Raw genomic sequence first — 15,057 nt, 5'->3', positions numbered from 1 at the left:
TTCAATTACCTTTTTGCCACTCATGTAACAATTCAATTATTTCACTCTGCCTAAACCCATCCCAACCATTTTCAGCTCTTCGGAAGCAATCTTCATCAATCTTCGCTCCGTTTTCAAGAAGCGTCTTGCAAACATCATGGAATCCGAAATAAGAGGCGATTTCTAATAATGACCTGTCGAGAGAATCCCTTTGAACAGGATCAGCTCCCAATTCAAGTAATCTTTTAATAACAGGCAGCTTGTTATTAAACACAGCCCAGTAAATGAGACTTTCTCCATTTACCTGTTCATTAACTTCGTAGCTACTCAAATATTCATCTAGTTTTATTAAATCATTTGAATCCAATATCTTTATATATTCCATTGGGAGTTCCTCTGCGTATTCCTTTTTGCTTTTTGCTTCATCTTCTCCGTCATCTCTTGACTATGTCTTCTATATTTCTCCATTTCCGGTTCTGCATTTCTTAAATCATCTGAGTTTTTTATATCGAAGCCTATAATGTCTTCAACTGACAGAACTCCCTCTTCATTTTCATCAACCTCAAAAAACGGCAATTGCAACCTTTTCCAGAACTCCGTATCATAAATCTCATCATTTAGAATAATTTTAATACCATATGTCTCAAAGTCGGAGAAAACGCCCGTACAGTCTCCTTCTCCATCTTCAAGTGCATCCTCGATGGTACCCTTCACTCGGAGCAGGGCTGTCCTGTTAGAAACAATGACAATATCTTCGTGTGGTTTCCTTTGAGAAAAGACATACAAGAGAGGTGGTCCCTCACGTTCCTTTTCTTTGTTCATCTAGCTTCACTTCCTATTACCAAATTGATGAATATAAACCTGTAAGAATGCCTCTAATTCTTTGTCTTCCAGGTAAAAGAGGTCTATATATGCCAGTGGTTTCTCATATTTATTAGAATCCAGTTCAAATCCCACCCGCTTACCAAATTCATTATTTCTTGATGAGTATTCATGTTGAAATGAATCTATTAACTGAAAGAAACGCATATCGGGATTTGATTCCCATACTTCTTGAAGCAAATTTATAATCCTTTCGATTCTCTTAGGATCTCTTTTCTTACCATTCATCCCCGTACAGCCTCCTCTGAGTCTTGAACTCTAAATATTTTTCTATGTTTATGAATTTAATCTTCATTTGCTAATTCCTTCTTTTCCAATTTTGTAATTGCCTCTATTGCCACAATTAAATGTTTGTCTTGAGGCTTTGAAGTAAAAAGAAGATATTGTGCAACTTTTCCAATTACCAATATTGAATCCCAAATTATTTTTGGCTCATTCTTAAAGAGCTCGAATCCAACGCCCCAGGCAACTAGATAAACAAAAATTGAGTCGCCAAATATCACAAATAAAATAAAGTAGCAAATGAAATAGGATATTACCAGATTGGTGCCACAAAATGGATGAGTCCTTGGTTGCTTTCTTACGTTTTCTAATGTTAAATTTAGATTTTTCTCATATGCCGAAAAAGCCTTATGTTCTGCCGCATGATACGCCCCAACCGGGCTTATTTTTATCACTAGACCAGCTATAACTAGGAAGAATGACAACATTTCTAAGGTGTTAATTGGGATGTTATGTAAAAGATAAGAATCTGATGTTCTAATGAATAAAAACTCCATCAAAAACAAGACTACTATCGCAAATAAAAATCGTCTCCAATGTTCAAGGATTAGTTCAATTATCATAGAATAAGAACGAACAAACGGTATTCTTGAAAGAATAGTGGTTGTCCTATTCATCTTTTTCAGTCTTACTTCTGTCGTGATTATCCCATCCTTAAATCGGGCTAATGCCTGATATTTTTTACCGGTAAAGCTCACAGAATTATAACCGGCTCTTCCTCCGTATATTTCCACACTCTATCTCTCCCATTGACTATTAGTGCAAACAAATATGTTGATTTCCTAATTTGGTAAAACACAAGACAGTTCAGAAGCCTTCCTTCTGAACAAATATCAAACTTCCTTAGATTTACTTCCTCCTTTTTGACCTCCAAATACTCGCTGCAGTAACTGTAGCTAATAAAACAGTAACAAGAATGGCAACAATGGAGACAATTAATAACCACACACTAACCCCTCCTTTTTTATAAATTCATTATTCATCCTGATTAAGTATCAATATCTCCGCTACTTCATTTCATATATTTATAAAACAAACCTTTATTTTCGAAATATGCCCTAAAGAGTTTCCGTAGCTCACCGTTATCCTCAAAAGCCAAAAGCATAACCACCATTCGTTTTATAACATCATTGGTTTCATTTTCAATCCAATCCCATGCTCCCCTTGTTAATACTAGATTTCGGTGTTCTTGAATTATATTACTCAACACTTTGATTAATTGGCCTTGTTCTTCTGCCTCCCCAATTATCTGCATTAGGTCGCTCCTTTTACTAAGGCTTACTTCAACAGCTTCCTTTACAGTTGTGATAATGTTCAAGATACTTTCGCTTATCTCGTACTGATTATTCCAATACATCAAATCATCAAAAGTATAGATAAAATCCCGCTCCAACTTAACTTGGGAATCGTCTTCTATTTCCTTCAGTTTCCTTCCTTTTTCCTTTAGCATATTTACAATATCTTGATATTTCGCTTCTATCGTCTGGACAAACTGGTTATTGTCGCCCAATTTCCCTTTAAGAACGCTTATTACCTCTTCTTTTGGAACATATCTCCTTGTCCGTCTTCCCATAAATCCCATGTCTAAAAACATGTTTCCGAATTGTGCATCTACTGTCTCAGGGATATCTGTTGATTTTTTAACATGCCCCATATATCCTCTTATTTCTGGTTCAACAAATACCCAAGTTGAACAAATTGCTTTTATGAAATCATTTGGTTCAAACTTTGGTCCATTGCTGTCAATGCAACAAATGTCAGTCAGTGTTTCTAATGGGAGTCCAGCATTCAGAAATCTTATAATTATAAGCTCAGCTCCTAATTGTACAGGACTTTTGAACGCTTGAAGTTTTTTAGAAAAATAGTATCGTACCACATTCATGTTAAAATGTTTCCCAACAAGGTCATCCACTTCATCACTAGCACCAATGGAAAGATCGTATAGAGCCTCAAGCTGCTTTTCTTCTATTTCTATACCACCAATTACTCCTAAACGTTCTAAGAGCTTAGAAGGGTTAACCCGGACAGGTAAATCTATTGGCTTTTTTAAAATGGAATTAGCCCAACTCACTGCTTTTTGTGCCTGGTCCTTGGAAATCTCACCATAGACACATGCAAACTTCGGAAACCTACTTTCAATTAATGCAGCAATGGCAAGTAAGTATGTGTGGTAATCCTTCCCTTGTGTTTTAGAATAAAAAACTTCTCTCGCTCCATTTACTCCGTCTTCTATGTAGTAGAGTAAAATATCTTCCTTCAATCTCTCTTCCTTAAATCCACTATATCTTTCTAAACTGGAAAATAACGTAAAGCTCTCTCCCGTTTCTTTGCTTTCTAAGTCTCCATTTATTTTCCAATATTCTGCCTCCGAACCATAGCCTTCGACATTTTGCCGTTCTGTTCGTTCTAATACGATCCGCTTAAATCCATTAACACTATCCACATTTAACGTTGCAAATGAGTATGCTTGAATCAACTGTAACGTCTCTTCAAAAACCATTTGCCAATCTTCCTGTTTAATTTGATTCGGGATTATGTCCAGACCAATATAAATTCCCATTTCTTCATCCTCCTCACATTTGAATCTCTTCCAGTTCATTACCAATGACTAAAGTCAAAGGAAAATAAAAAAGCCCGTATTCCCCCTTAACTGGAATACGAGCCATTTAATATATTGAATTTTATTTTGAACGCAGTTTTCTCAATCATAGTTTTTCCCTGCTTTTCATTTTATTAATTTGTATTATAAATAAGATTAATGCGATAATCAAGGTAAGCATTTGGATAAACTTTACATTACTAAGAAAAAGGTGAAAATATGTATTCTATTGCTGAAGTATGCAAGAAGCTAGGTTTAGGTCGTCAAACAGTACAAAATATGTGTGAAAAAGGAATGTTCCGAGACGCTTATCAAACTGAAAATGGTGTTTGGCTGATTCCAGAATATAATTTCACCACCACAAAAAAACAAGACAAAAAAGCGGACGAAACTCTACGGCATATTGATAGAAAAAATCTTGGCGGAAGGGATGAAACTGTTATACCTTATATTCCTGCAAAAATAGTGGCTGATTATTATCAGGTTACATTAGAAAAAGTGATAAGTTGGATTAAACAAGGATACCTTTCTGGAAAGCAAATGGAAGGAGAATACTTAGTACCAAAAGAGGAGTATGATTACCTTAAATCTAAAAGAGATACAGATGCAACAGAGGAAGAAATCAAAAAACTACTTGGTTCGGACTATATTGAGGATTGGGAAATAGAAATCGAGGATTAATTAAATTGTTAGTCCAGGGTAAATTCAATTCATCCTATTTTTACGAAGTAAGCCACCCAGAGCTAAATCTACTGAATGGCTTTGCGATTCTACAGCATACTCAACACTTTTCAGTGGATAAAAAGTGTTGACACTTCCTAAAATAAACATTGATATAACAAAGATTCATAAAGAGTAAATGTTGACATTGCCTAATTAATCTTACTTTTAAATAATTGTTGAGCGTTAACACATTTCACTTAGAAAAATATGAATTACCATTTCTCTATTTCGTTTGTTTCCTCACTATATAGAATAGAACCTTTTAAATCTTCCTATCCCCTTGAAACAAAGGTGGGAGAAAATTGGGGAGTCGGATAATTCCGAATACGATACAGCTGATTTTTCTATTTAGCCATGTATTGGAACTCTATCTTTTCACCTTTTAAATCCACTTTCTTTTTCTCCCAACCATAATCAAGCCAAGAAGCACACTGTCTATATTTTTCCGTTCGTGAATTTGACCACCATGTTGGATTTTTTCTAGCAGTTGGTGGTAGATTCCTTTTTAATACATCTTCAATCTCACTGAAAGTTAGTGTGATCTGTGTAATTCCTTTTTCAACCAACTTGTTTAAGTGTTGACTTAAAGGATAATAGTCAGAGGATATACTCATTGCAATCCCTTCTCTCAAGTTTATTGAATGTATGGTAGCACAAAAATTCAATAAGCGTAAGTAATGAAAGAGTTGTGAGTTGGTTGCTGTAATCAAGAGTGAATAAGTGTTTTACCATCACTTGAATTGAGAATGCTTCTTCTGAGCCACTTTTGAATCCAGCCTAATATTTTGTTAAATCTTAACTACTTGTTTTCTTTTGGGAATCTTTAATCATTAAATGCTTATATAGATCGCTTAAAAGTGCAAGTTTACCCAAAAAATAATCCTTTTTCTGTCTATTCTTTATCATCTCAGTATATTTATCGACATGGACTATCTCAACATTTGACGGCAGCAAATCAGTGTTCAATTCCTTGGTGTTTTCTAAATACACATAAACAACTTTCTTTGCTTTCTCTGCATACCGTCCATCTATGATACTATCATAAACAGCTCTTGATGAAATTTTTGCATCATACCAAGTTCCATCCTTTTTACTAACAAAGTCTGGTTTAAGACCATTAATCGATTCAATATTGTCCCGAATACCTAGTCTCAATATATTGAAAATATCTGAGACAACCTTTTGAAAATGATGCCCCAAAATTTGACTATATCGTATATCGCTAATCCGGATCTCTGGTATACTACTATCCTTTGTTACCTTGAATCCTACCAACTCCATACCTCGCTGTAAATTTCCATTTCCTCTTTCTCGTAAATATTTATATAATGCTGTATCTTTTCTTACGTTTTTTGCATTGTATAAAGTAATCCCTTTACTTGACAACTTTATTAACCCTTGCCGTGCATCATCATCTGATTTATATTTCCTTTCTCTTTTTACCAGTTTATAATCCAGACCACAAATCTCACATAATTCTTCAACAGTTATATCCTTACTATACAATAAAGCCTTATAAAAAGATTCATGATTATCACTTAATGCCGTTAAATTGACCGGCTCTCCTATCTCTATTAAGTGGAACATAAATTCTATTAAACGATCACGATTCCAGTATGCTGGTTCCCTTTTTATTGCCTCATAATCGAGACCAAATAATGCGTATAATTCATACCATGTTATTTCTTGGGAGTTATCCATTCCTCTACAAAAGTGGTTATGGTTTTTAACTAAATCTCTTCGTTTCAATCCCTCATTCTTTGGAAGAATTACATTACCGAAGTAAGAAATTAATCTTCCCTTAGTCCAAAATTTCCGATCCCCAATATTTCTCTGATTCCTATGAATTTCTTCGAAGTCCAAACCGATAGTAGCAAATAACTCCAGCCATGTTATCATTTCTCTTTTTTGTAATGCTTGATAAAACCTTGGTGAGTATTTTCTAATATTATTTTTATTTAAAGGTTTTACATTGGGGACAATTTCCTGCTGGAAAAATTCAATCGCCTTTTCTCTACTCCATCTTATTCTTTTATTTCTACTCTCCACTTTATTACCTTCTTTCTAATAGTAATTCATAACTACTAGAATCATTGACACCTTTTTTCAATCTTATACACATAGCATAACTTTTTATTTTTCCCAATAGGTGTTCTTTTTATACATTGACTATAGTAAATAGTATATTTTTTTTGCCTACGTATGTATTCCTAAAAGGTCATCCTCCACCACAATTACACGCTCTTTTCTGGCAAGTAAATGCAATATACCTGTCTGTTTTTTCTTCATTCTTCTTTTTCTTTCTTCTACTATATTCCCCTGCCAAAAAGCCCTTCTCTCCCCCTCACTCCCCTCAAACCCTTGCAGCTCTAAGCCTCTTCCCTCTTTCCTCTTCCTTCCCTTATTCTTCCTTCTGCTTTATTGTTCTTCCCCAAAACCCCCATTTTCGCCCTCTTTTTTCCGTTCTGGCTTGTATCGAATATTCGGACAATGTTAAAAAGTTCTTCCCATAATGGAGGAAAGAATCAGGAGAAAAGACTACAAAAATGATTGAAAAAGCCATGGAAATTCTGTCGGATTTACACTGAAAACTTAGTGAACCTTTGCTCTTTTTTCGTTACTCTCTTCCCTCTGCTATCCTTATTGGACAAGGGATTGAAGGAGTAATGGACGAAAAGAAAAGGACTGAATCACGATTGGATCCAGCCCGATTTTTGATTGATTTTGCAGTTGAGTAAATGTTACATACATATTTGTTTGCCCGCAGCTCTTCCCGCTTCCTTTTCAGTTTGGATACCAACTATTTAGCAGTAGGTACCGACTTTTTAGCATGGGGAAGAGGAAAGTAACAGCTACATAGTTTCATACCACAAAGAATTTCAAATCACTCCACCGTAACACTCTTTGCCAAGTTACGTGGTTTATCTACGTCACAGCCTCTATGAAGCGCTGCATAGTAAGCAATTAATTGTAATGGTACTACAGAGATAAGGGGTGTTAACAGATCGTGCACAGTTGGTACGATGTAGCGATCATCATCCATTTCTAAGCCTTTCATGGAAATGATGCACGGATTTGCTCCACGAGCTACTACCTCTTTTACGTTACCACGTATGCTTAAGTTAACACTTTCTTGTGTTGCTAATGCGATAATAGGTGTTCCATCTTCAATTAAAGCGATTGTTCCATGCTTTAATTCTCCACCTGCGAAACCTTCTGCTTGGATGTAAGAGATTTCTTTTAATTTTAGAGCACCTTCTAAACCAACATAGTAATCAATTCCACGTCCGATAAAGAATGCATTTCTTGAGGTTTCAAGATATTCCTTAGCGATTGCCTCAAGCTCTTCCTTATCTTCAAAAATAACTTCCATTGCATTTGCAATGATGCCTAGTTCATGAATAAGGTCAAGATCAACGTCATAGCCTTTGCTTTTCGCCATTACTTCTGCAAGGATAGATAATACAGCCATTTGCGAAGTATATGCTTTCGTTGATGCTACAGCAATCTCAGGACCAGCAAATAATAATAAGGTATGGTCAGCTTCACGAGACAATGTGGAGCCTGGTACATTTGTAATGGTTAGCGTTGGATAACCCATTTCCTTCACTTGTACAAGTACTGCGCGACTATCTGCTGTTTCTCCACTTTGTGTAATGAAAATGAACAATGGTTTTTCCGAAAGCAATGGCATATTATAGCTAAATTCACTTGCAACATGAACCTCAACTGGAATTTTTGCTAATTTCTCAATAAATTGCTTTCCAAGAAGACCGGCATGATAAGATGTACCAGCAGCAACAATATATAGACGATCTGCAGCATTTACTGCTTCAACAATTGCTGGATCAATCGTTAGCTTACCATCCTTATCTTGATATTCCTGAATGATTTTGCGAATAGCTACTGGCTGTTCGTCAATTTCTTTTAACATATAGTGAGGGTATGTTCCCTTTTCGATATCACTAGCATCTAATTCTGCTGTATATGCTTCCCGGGAAATAATTTCTCCCTCTAAAGTCTCAATTGTTACACTGTCTTTTGTCACGATAACAATTTCTTTATCCACTAATTCCACATATTGATCTGTTACTTGTAGCATAGCCATTGCATCACTTGCAATGACATTGAAGCTTTCACCTAAACCGATCAATAGCGGGCTTTTATTTTTTGCTACATATATCACGTCTTTGTTTTGCTCATCTAATAAAGCAAAAGCATAAGACCCTTTTAATAATTTTAATGTTTGAACAAATGCTGCCTTTACATCGCTTCCTGCTTCTACAAAATGTTCAATAAGTTGAACTACTACTTCTGTATCTGTATCACTTTTTAAAGTACTATCAGCAAGATATTCTTTCTTTAATAAGTCGTAGTTCTCAATTACTCCGTTATGAACAATAGTGAAACGCTCTGATGCACTCTTATGTGGGTGAGCATTTAATCTGCTTGGTACACCATGTGTTGCCCAGCGTGTATGACCAATTCCTGCTGGTGCGAATACTTCTTCATCCACAATATTACGAAGGTCCGCAATTCGTCCTTTTTCTTTAAATACTTGAACTCCTTCTCCATTGCTTAATGCAATACCAGCTGAGTCATAGCCTCTATATTCAAGTTTTTCTAAACCTTTTAATAAAATCTCTTTCGCATCCTGGTTTCCAATATAACCAACAATTCCGCACATACTTCTTTTCCTCCGTTCTAAGGGAGCAAGAAGTCACTATTTAAGGGAACAAACTTGCTCCCTTACCTCTGATTATTTTTTTTATAAGTCTTATCACTATCCATTGTTACTTTCCCATCCATGCTTCTATTCCCTTCGGATAAGCATATATAAACGGAACAATGTAAACGATACTACTTAAAAGTAATGCTCTTGTTGTTAGCATGCCCTACTCTTTGTGCATTAAGTTGCCTTAATGTTTTAAAGTAGTACTTACGATTGGCTAACACAACCGGGAGGCATCCGCCGAAAAATCGATAAACCTCCTCCTCGTCAACTAGTTTCGTGTCGTCCATCACTAGTCCAGGCGCTTCACTTCCTATTTTCACTCCTATCCTCCTTGTTCATAGTTTCGCTTTTTCAAAAAGCAATTTAATCATACCCTACCTAGAATCTTTCCGTCAAATACATTCCTATGACAAAATCGTAAATTTTTATTTCACTAAGTGAAGTAGGATACTTTTCCGACACGAAAGTGGAAAAATAATAGGGTGAATAACATTCCTTCTGAAATGTCCTTCACCCTAATAATGTATTCTACCGTGCTAAATTCGTTCCTAATTGCATAGATATTAGTATAAGCTCCTTGTTATTATACGCTTATTCTTCTGGCAAACCCATTTCTTCTTTAACTACTTCAGAAATGACATTCACATAAGCCTCACACAATTCTTCTGTTGGAGCTTCAGCCATAACACGAACAAGTGGCTCTGTTCCAGAAGGACGAACTAATATTCTACCATTTCCATTCATATCTTTTTCCACTTTAGCAATAACTTCTTTTACTTTTTCATTATCTGTGACATGGAATTTATCCGTGACTCTAATATTCACTAATTTTTGCGGGAATTTTTTCATTTCTCCTGCAAGTTCGGATAATTTTTTCTTTGTAACTTTCATGATGTTAACCAATTGCAATCCAGTTAAAAGACCATCACCTGTTGTGTTGAAGTCAAGAAAAATGATATGTCCTGACTGTTCTCCACCAAGATTATAGCCGTTACTACGCATTTCCTCCACTACATAACGATCACCAACAGCAGTTGGAATGCTTGTGATTTGATGTTGTTCTAACGCCTTATAGAAGCCTAGATTGCTCATTACGGTAGATACTACTGTATTATTTTTTAGTCTTCCTGTCTCTTTTAAATATTTTGCACAAATATACATAATTTGATCGCCATCTACTATATCTCCATTTTCATCTATAGCTATCAAACGATCTCCATCACCATCAAAGGCTAATCCGACATCTGCTTCTTTTTCCAAAACAAATTTAGCTAGTGCCTCTGGATGTGTAGAACCTACTCCATCGTTAATGTTTAAGCCATTTGGTGACGCACCCATTGTAGAAATATCAGCATCTAAATCTGCAAATAAATGCATTGCTAAGGATGATGTTGCTCCATGTGCACAATCTAGGGCAATATGAATGCCTCCAAATTCTTCATCCACTGTCTGTTTTAAAAATTGTAGATACTTCTGACCACCTTCGAAATAATCATCCACCTGACCAAGGTCAGCACCAGTTGGTCTAGGCAATGTATCTTCTTCTTTATCGATTAGTGCTTCAATTTCTAACTCCTGCTCATCTGAGAGCTTAAAGCCATCAGGACCGAAAAATTTAATTCCATTATCTGCGACCGGGTTATGCGATGCAGAAATCATTACTCCAGCTTGTGCTCCTAAAGCTTTTGTCAAATAGGAAACACCTGGTGTAGAAATAACACCTAAGCGCATTACCTCTGCACCGATGGAAAGTAATCCTGCTACAAGCGCACCTTCCAGCATGTGTCCGGAAATACGAGTATCTCGTCCGATTAATACCTTTGGTCTATCATGGTCTTTTGTTAGGACGAAACCACCATATCTTCCTAGCTTAAACGCTATTTCTGGTGTCAGTTCACTATTTGCCACACCTCGTACTCCGTCCGTACCGAAATATTTACCCATTTCTATATCGCTCCTTCTAACTAGTAATAGATCACGTTTTCTGTTAAGCTTCTTTATTCGTAATGGAAACACTTGCTGTATCAATAGCAAGTTCCCAATCTATATCTTCAGGTCCATCTACTGTAATAGGTACTTCGTGCTTGCCATCATCCATCCCTGTTAAATCTAAATAGAGATTAAAATCAGAGGCGCTTAAATCCCTGATTCTGTTTTCCTCTCCAGAAATGCGAAGACTTGTACTACTACTTTTTGGATTCTCAATGGTTGCTTCCAGATTACTATTCAGTCCTTGAACAGTAATTGGTACACTACTTACCGTTTTGGTATCTATCTTTTCAGCAGCTGCGGCTTCCTCTGAATCCTGATTCTCCTGCTCCTCCTCGTCCGCATCCTGCTGCTCTTCCGTAACGGTTACTTTCACCGTTACCTTAACAAGCTCAGGATCGACAGCTGTTACACCGTTGGATATGATAACTGGCAATGTTAATTCCTCATCTTTTTCAATTTCACTTAGATCAACCTCAACTCTTGTGCTTTCCACTTCTTTCAAAATATCTTCTGGTGCACTTATGGTTGCTTCCTTTTTATCTAATGTAATGGAATCAATCGTTATATTTTCAGGCGGCGTGCCTTGCTCCACAATATTTATAGGTACTGTTTTACTTGTTCTTTTAACAGGAATATTCACTTGCACTGTTTCTGGTTCCACTTGCACATTTAATTTATTCAGACTACTATCCAACACAGAAACCTTCGCTTGCTGACTAACCGACTCATTTATGTTTCCATCAAGATTTACATTTGCTTTGACATAAGCAATTTTCTCTATATCATCTTTTGCTCCTGTAACCTTAACTGTTTTTGGTTCAACTATTGCTGTTTCAGCTGCATAGCCATCCTCAATAGAGCTACTACTATATTCAGCTTCCACGGTGAATTCTTCTGTTACCTTTTCCTTCAGCGTAACTTTAATTGTTTCTGGATCAATTGTAGCTTTAATTTTTTCGGATAAATCTTTTATTTGCAGTGGAACAGTTTTACTACCTAGTTCTGCATTTGCTAAATTAACATATACTTCAAAGTCCTTTTTGAGTTTTGCCTGTTGTATATGAACAGTTGGTCCCTTCAACGTTACCGTAACCGTTTTTGGTATACCTGTTACAACAACATTTTCAGTATCGTAATACGCCGTTACCGGAATATCCTCTAAAATAGCTGTTTCCGAATCACTAGGAACGTTAACATCTGTTGAACTTTCGTTGGGATCATATACATAGGAAAAAAGTAAGAGGGCAAAAGCCAACGACAATACTTTAGTAAACCAATTTTTACCTATCACATGATTAAACAGTTTATTCATTTTTCTTCCCCTTCCAGCTCCACTTACTTGTAGTGGTTTGTTTAGTAGAAGGTGTTATCAAGGCACTAGATAACATATCTCTGAAAGCATCTAGTTTTAATTCTCTGTGCAAATCACCGTTTTTCGTTATAGAGATAGAACCCGTTTCTTCTGAAACCACAACGGTCAAACTATCCGTGACTTCACTAATACCTAAGGCAGCTCTATGTCTAGTTCCAAGCTCTTTTGAAATAAAAGGACTTTCCGATAGAGGAAGGTAACATGCGGCTGCGGCGATATTCGTTTTTTGTATAATGACAGCTCCATCATGAAGTGGAGTATTCGGAATAAAGATATTGATCAATAGCTCTGATGATATCTTTGAGTCAAGAGCAATTCCTGTTTCTATGTAATCACTCATTCCTGTTTCTCTTTCAATCGTAATTAATGCTCCTATACGTCGTTTAGCCATATAGTCTACTGCCTTTACAATGGACTCTACCAATTGCTGTTGTAGCTCATGTTCTTGAACCACAGACCTCGAGAAGAATTTCCCTCTCCCCAGTTGCTCTAGAGCTCTTCTTAATTCTCCCTGGAAGATAATAATAAGTGCTAATGCACCCCACTGTATTACCTGCTGCATCATCCAGCCTAATGTTTGTAATTGGAAATAGTCACTTAACATCTTTATGATTAGAATAACAAATATCCCATTCAACAACTGGACAGCTTTTGTCCCGCGTATGATGGTGAAAATTTTATAAATGACATACCAAACAAGGATAATGTCTACTGTATTCGCTAAATATTTTAAAAAAGGGAAATCTACAAACGACATTTTCCTTCCTCCAAAGTATATATTTCAAAAGTTGCTACCTTAAATAGTTTATTATGGCCCTCCATATTGATAATATAGCGGGATGAAAAACCTACAATTATCATATTATAACACAATTCAAATTAATACAAAGAAAAGCACAACCAACTGGCAAGAAACAGTCATTGTCCACTAATTAGTATATGTGTCTCCATTGTAATTAGCCCTCTTTTTACCAGAAAGATAAACGGACTTCTTATTTAAAAGTAGTATGTTTATTTGGAGATATAGTAATTCAGAAGCAGTTATATTTATCCCTTTACATAATAAAAAGAACCCTGCAATCATCAAATTGCAGGGAGGCTATTTTCTTCTTTATTGTCTTTCGTAAATAATTCCGTAAAGTCGGTCACGGTTTTCTTTATATGGTACCAAAGCCACTCGAATACTTCATTCACTTCTTTTATTTCTCCAGTCACTTGGTTGGCAGAAGCCATATATTTTTTCCCATTAATGACTGTTACATTTCCTTCAACTTGTCCTTCTATTTTAATATCACCATTTCGAACAATAATATCACCTTTTACTGTTTCTCCCTCTGGAACAATAGCTGTATTATTTTCTACTAGTATATTGGGTTGTTTCGAAACAGAAAATTGATGATCCTCATTCCATGCTGACATTAAACTAGACACCATTAAAATTAAAAATAATGAGGCTGCAGCAAGCATAGGATGGTGCCTTAGCCAACGCTTCACTCTTACTTGTTTTGGCTCTTCTGGCAACCTATCAAGTATATTCTCCGTGAAGTTCATTGGTGCCTGGATATGTGAAGTGCTTTGGACCAATGCGATCGTTTTCTTCAGTTCATGAAAATGTGCTGCACATTCTTCACACTGGTCTAAATGTTCCTTTAATTCTTTCAAATGCACTTCTTCTATTTCTTCATCAAGATATTGATGCATATAGGAAATAATCTTTGTTGAACATGTCATATTAATTTCACCTTCTTTATCAGACATACCGTAATTGTTTTCTCAACGCTTCTCTTCCCCTGTGAATGCGTGTTTTAACTGTTCCTAAAGGAAGCTCCAGAATTTCACTTATCTCGTTTAAAGAAAGTTCTTCGATATATTTTAAAACGATAACTGCCCGATACTTTTCAGGAAGCTTTGAAATTTCCTGTTGTATCATTGCTTGTAGTTCCATGCCTTCCACATCTTCCTCAGGCAATCTGCCATCTGACGGAATTTGCGAATACATATTAAGGCCGTCTGTACCCGGAACTTCCGCATCAAGATAATAATCTGGCTTTCTTTTTCTTATACGGTCAATACATAGGTTTGTTGCAATCCGATATAGCCATGTCGAAAACTTATATTCCATATTATATCGATGGATATTAACATATGCACGAATAAAAGCTTCCTGTGCTATATCCTCCGCTTCATGCCTATTTCCTAGCATCCGATAACTAATTTGAAACACTTTATCTTTATATAGCTCGATTATGTCACCAAATGCATTTTTATCCCCTTTTAAAACTTGTTGAATCCTTTTTTTTACGATTGCTTCCATCTATTTACCTCCGCTCTAGTGCGGCTAATCGATTTACGAATCGACAGCAGGAAAGGTTTCATTTTTTCTTAAAAAATTTTTTATTATGTGAATCAATTTCATAAATTTAACGCTTAGAGCCTCAAGGTCTCAGAGACACAAAAAAAGGAGTACCTCCCCAAAATGTCGAATTTAGTAAG

At 36.0% G+C, this 15,057-nt stretch carries 14 protein-coding genes; 1 reads left to right on the top strand and 13 read right to left on the bottom strand.

Annotated features, from left to right (window positions below; all coding sequences use genetic code 11):
* Position 1 precedes the first annotated feature (1 nt).
* From ACTNDN_RS09230 to ACTNDN_RS09210, 5 genes are all read right to left on the bottom strand, one after another.
* On the bottom strand, positions 2-364 hold the full coding sequence (locus tag ACTNDN_RS09230; protein WP_441131132.1) for an ankyrin repeat domain-containing protein: 363 nt from the start codon (positions 362-364) through the stop codon (positions 2-4).
* A complete protein-coding gene (locus ACTNDN_RS09225; protein WP_441131130.1) occupies positions 352-801 on the bottom strand; it encodes a hypothetical protein in 450 nt (149 codons plus the stop codon). Before ACTNDN_RS09225 ends, ACTNDN_RS09230 begins: the two co-directional genes overlap by 13 nt.
* Positions 802-807: 6 nt before the next feature.
* Positions 808-1,089: a hypothetical protein gene (locus tag ACTNDN_RS09220; RefSeq protein WP_441131128.1), complete on the bottom strand. Its 282-nt coding sequence runs from the start codon at positions 1,087-1,089 to the stop codon at positions 808-810.
* 56 nt (positions 1,090-1,145) lie between these two features.
* The gene (locus ACTNDN_RS09215) at positions 1,146-1,877 is read right to left on the bottom strand and encodes a DUF1385 domain-containing protein (RefSeq protein ID WP_441131126.1); all 732 of its coding nucleotides are present in this window, start codon (positions 1,875-1,877) and stop codon (positions 1,146-1,148) included.
* A gap of 278 nt (positions 1,878-2,155) precedes the next feature.
* A complete protein-coding gene (locus ACTNDN_RS09210; RefSeq protein WP_441131124.1) occupies positions 2,156-3,703 on the bottom strand; it encodes a hypothetical protein in 1,548 nt (515 codons plus the stop codon).
* Positions 3,704-3,961: 258 nt separating this feature from the next.
* Here ACTNDN_RS09210 and ACTNDN_RS09205 point away from each other — a divergent pair, with 258 nt between their 5' ends.
* Positions 3,962-4,423, top strand: coding sequence for a hypothetical protein (locus ACTNDN_RS09205; RefSeq protein WP_441131122.1), 462 nt, complete (start codon positions 3,962-3,964; stop codon positions 4,421-4,423).
* 386 nt (positions 4,424-4,809) lie between these two features.
* Here ACTNDN_RS09205 and ACTNDN_RS09200 read toward each other — a convergent pair whose 3' ends face one another.
* The 8 genes from ACTNDN_RS09200 to sigW all read right to left on the bottom strand — a co-directional run bounded on the left by ACTNDN_RS09200 (position 4,810) and on the right by sigW (position 14,878).
* Positions 4,810-5,079 (bottom strand): DUF7662 domain-containing protein, encoded by a 270-nt coding sequence (locus ACTNDN_RS09200; RefSeq protein WP_441131120.1) that lies wholly within the window; start codon positions 5,077-5,079, stop codon positions 4,810-4,812.
* Between the two features lie 181 nt (positions 5,080-5,260).
* Positions 5,261-6,514 (bottom strand): hypothetical protein, encoded by a 1,254-nt coding sequence (locus ACTNDN_RS09195; RefSeq protein ID WP_441131119.1) that lies wholly within the window; start codon positions 6,512-6,514, stop codon positions 5,261-5,263.
* Between the two features lie 835 nt (positions 6,515-7,349).
* On the bottom strand, positions 7,350-9,152 hold the full coding sequence (glmS, locus tag ACTNDN_RS09190) for a glutamine--fructose-6-phosphate transaminase (isomerizing) (protein WP_235252589.1): 1,803 nt from the start codon (positions 9,150-9,152) through the stop codon (positions 7,350-7,352).
* Positions 9,153-9,791: 639 nt separating this feature from the next.
* Positions 9,792-11,144: a phosphoglucosamine mutase gene (gene glmM / locus ACTNDN_RS09185; RefSeq protein WP_235252590.1), complete on the bottom strand. Its 1,353-nt coding sequence runs from the start codon at positions 11,142-11,144 to the stop codon at positions 9,792-9,794.
* A 43-nt stretch (positions 11,145-11,187) separates the two neighbouring features.
* Positions 11,188-12,504 carry a CdaR family protein gene (locus ACTNDN_RS09180; RefSeq protein WP_441131118.1) on the bottom strand — a complete coding sequence of 439 codons (1,317 nt, stop codon included), beginning with the start codon at positions 12,502-12,504 and terminating at the stop codon, positions 11,188-11,190.
* Positions 12,497-13,321, bottom strand: coding sequence for a diadenylate cyclase CdaA (cdaA, locus tag ACTNDN_RS09175; RefSeq protein WP_031540062.1), 825 nt, complete (start codon positions 13,319-13,321; stop codon positions 12,497-12,499). Before cdaA ends, ACTNDN_RS09180 begins: the two co-directional genes overlap by 8 nt.
* A 326-nt stretch (positions 13,322-13,647) precedes the next feature.
* Positions 13,648-14,295 (bottom strand): anti-sigma factor family protein, encoded by a 648-nt coding sequence (locus tag ACTNDN_RS09170; RefSeq protein WP_109769476.1) that lies wholly within the window; start codon positions 14,293-14,295, stop codon positions 13,648-13,650.
* A gap of 19 nt (positions 14,296-14,314) precedes the next feature.
* Positions 14,315-14,878: an RNA polymerase sigma factor SigW gene (gene sigW / locus ACTNDN_RS09165; RefSeq protein ID WP_031540064.1), complete on the bottom strand. Its 564-nt coding sequence runs from the start codon at positions 14,876-14,878 to the stop codon at positions 14,315-14,317.
* Between the last annotated feature and the right edge of the window lie 179 nt (positions 14,879-15,057).

The organism is Niallia sp. HCP3S3_B10 (assembly GCF_052064465.1).
Taxonomy (GTDB): Bacteria; Bacillota; Bacilli; order Bacillales; family Cytobacillaceae; genus Niallia; species Niallia hominis.
The sequence above is the reverse complement of the archived record's forward strand: the minus strand, read 5'-3'. Positions and strand labels throughout refer to the sequence as shown.

Bases quoted from the DNA above. Each gene is read 5' to 3' on its own strand.
- ACTNDN_RS09225 (WP_441131130.1), bottom strand. From the start codon at position 801: ATGAACAAAGAAAAGGAACGTGAGGGACCACCTCTCTTGTATGTCTTT.
- ACTNDN_RS09200 (WP_441131120.1), bottom strand. From the start codon at position 5,079: ATGAGTATATCCTCTGACTATTATCCTTTAAGTCAACACTTAAACAAG.
- sigW (WP_031540064.1), bottom strand. From the start codon at position 14,878: ATGGAAGCAATCGTAAAAAAAAGGATTCAACAAGTTTTAAAAGGGGAT.
- ACTNDN_RS09210 (WP_441131124.1), bottom strand. From the start codon at position 3,703: ATGGGAATTTATATTGGTCTGGACATAATCCCGAATCAAATTAAACAG.
- glmS (WP_235252589.1), bottom strand. From the start codon at position 9,152: ATGTGCGGAATTGTTGGTTATATTGGAAACCAGGATGCGAAAGAGATT.
- ACTNDN_RS09230 (WP_441131132.1), bottom strand. From the start codon at position 364: ATGGAATATATAAAGATATTGGATTCAAATGATTTAATAAAACTAGAT.
- cdaA (WP_031540062.1), bottom strand. From the start codon at position 13,321: ATGTCGTTTGTAGATTTCCCTTTTTTAAAATATTTAGCGAATACAGTA.
- glmM (WP_235252590.1), bottom strand. From the start codon at position 11,144: ATGGGTAAATATTTCGGTACGGACGGAGTACGAGGTGTGGCAAATAGT.
- ACTNDN_RS09205 (WP_441131122.1), top strand. From the start codon at position 3,962: ATGTATTCTATTGCTGAAGTATGCAAGAAGCTAGGTTTAGGTCGTCAA.
- ACTNDN_RS09180 (WP_441131118.1), bottom strand. From the start codon at position 12,504: ATGAATAAACTGTTTAATCATGTGATAGGTAAAAATTGGTTTACTAAA.
- ACTNDN_RS09170 (WP_109769476.1), bottom strand. From the start codon at position 14,295: ATGACATGTTCAACAAAGATTATTTCCTATATGCATCAATATCTTGAT.
- ACTNDN_RS09220 (WP_441131128.1), bottom strand. From the start codon at position 1,089: ATGAATGGTAAGAAAAGAGATCCTAAGAGAATCGAAAGGATTATAAAT.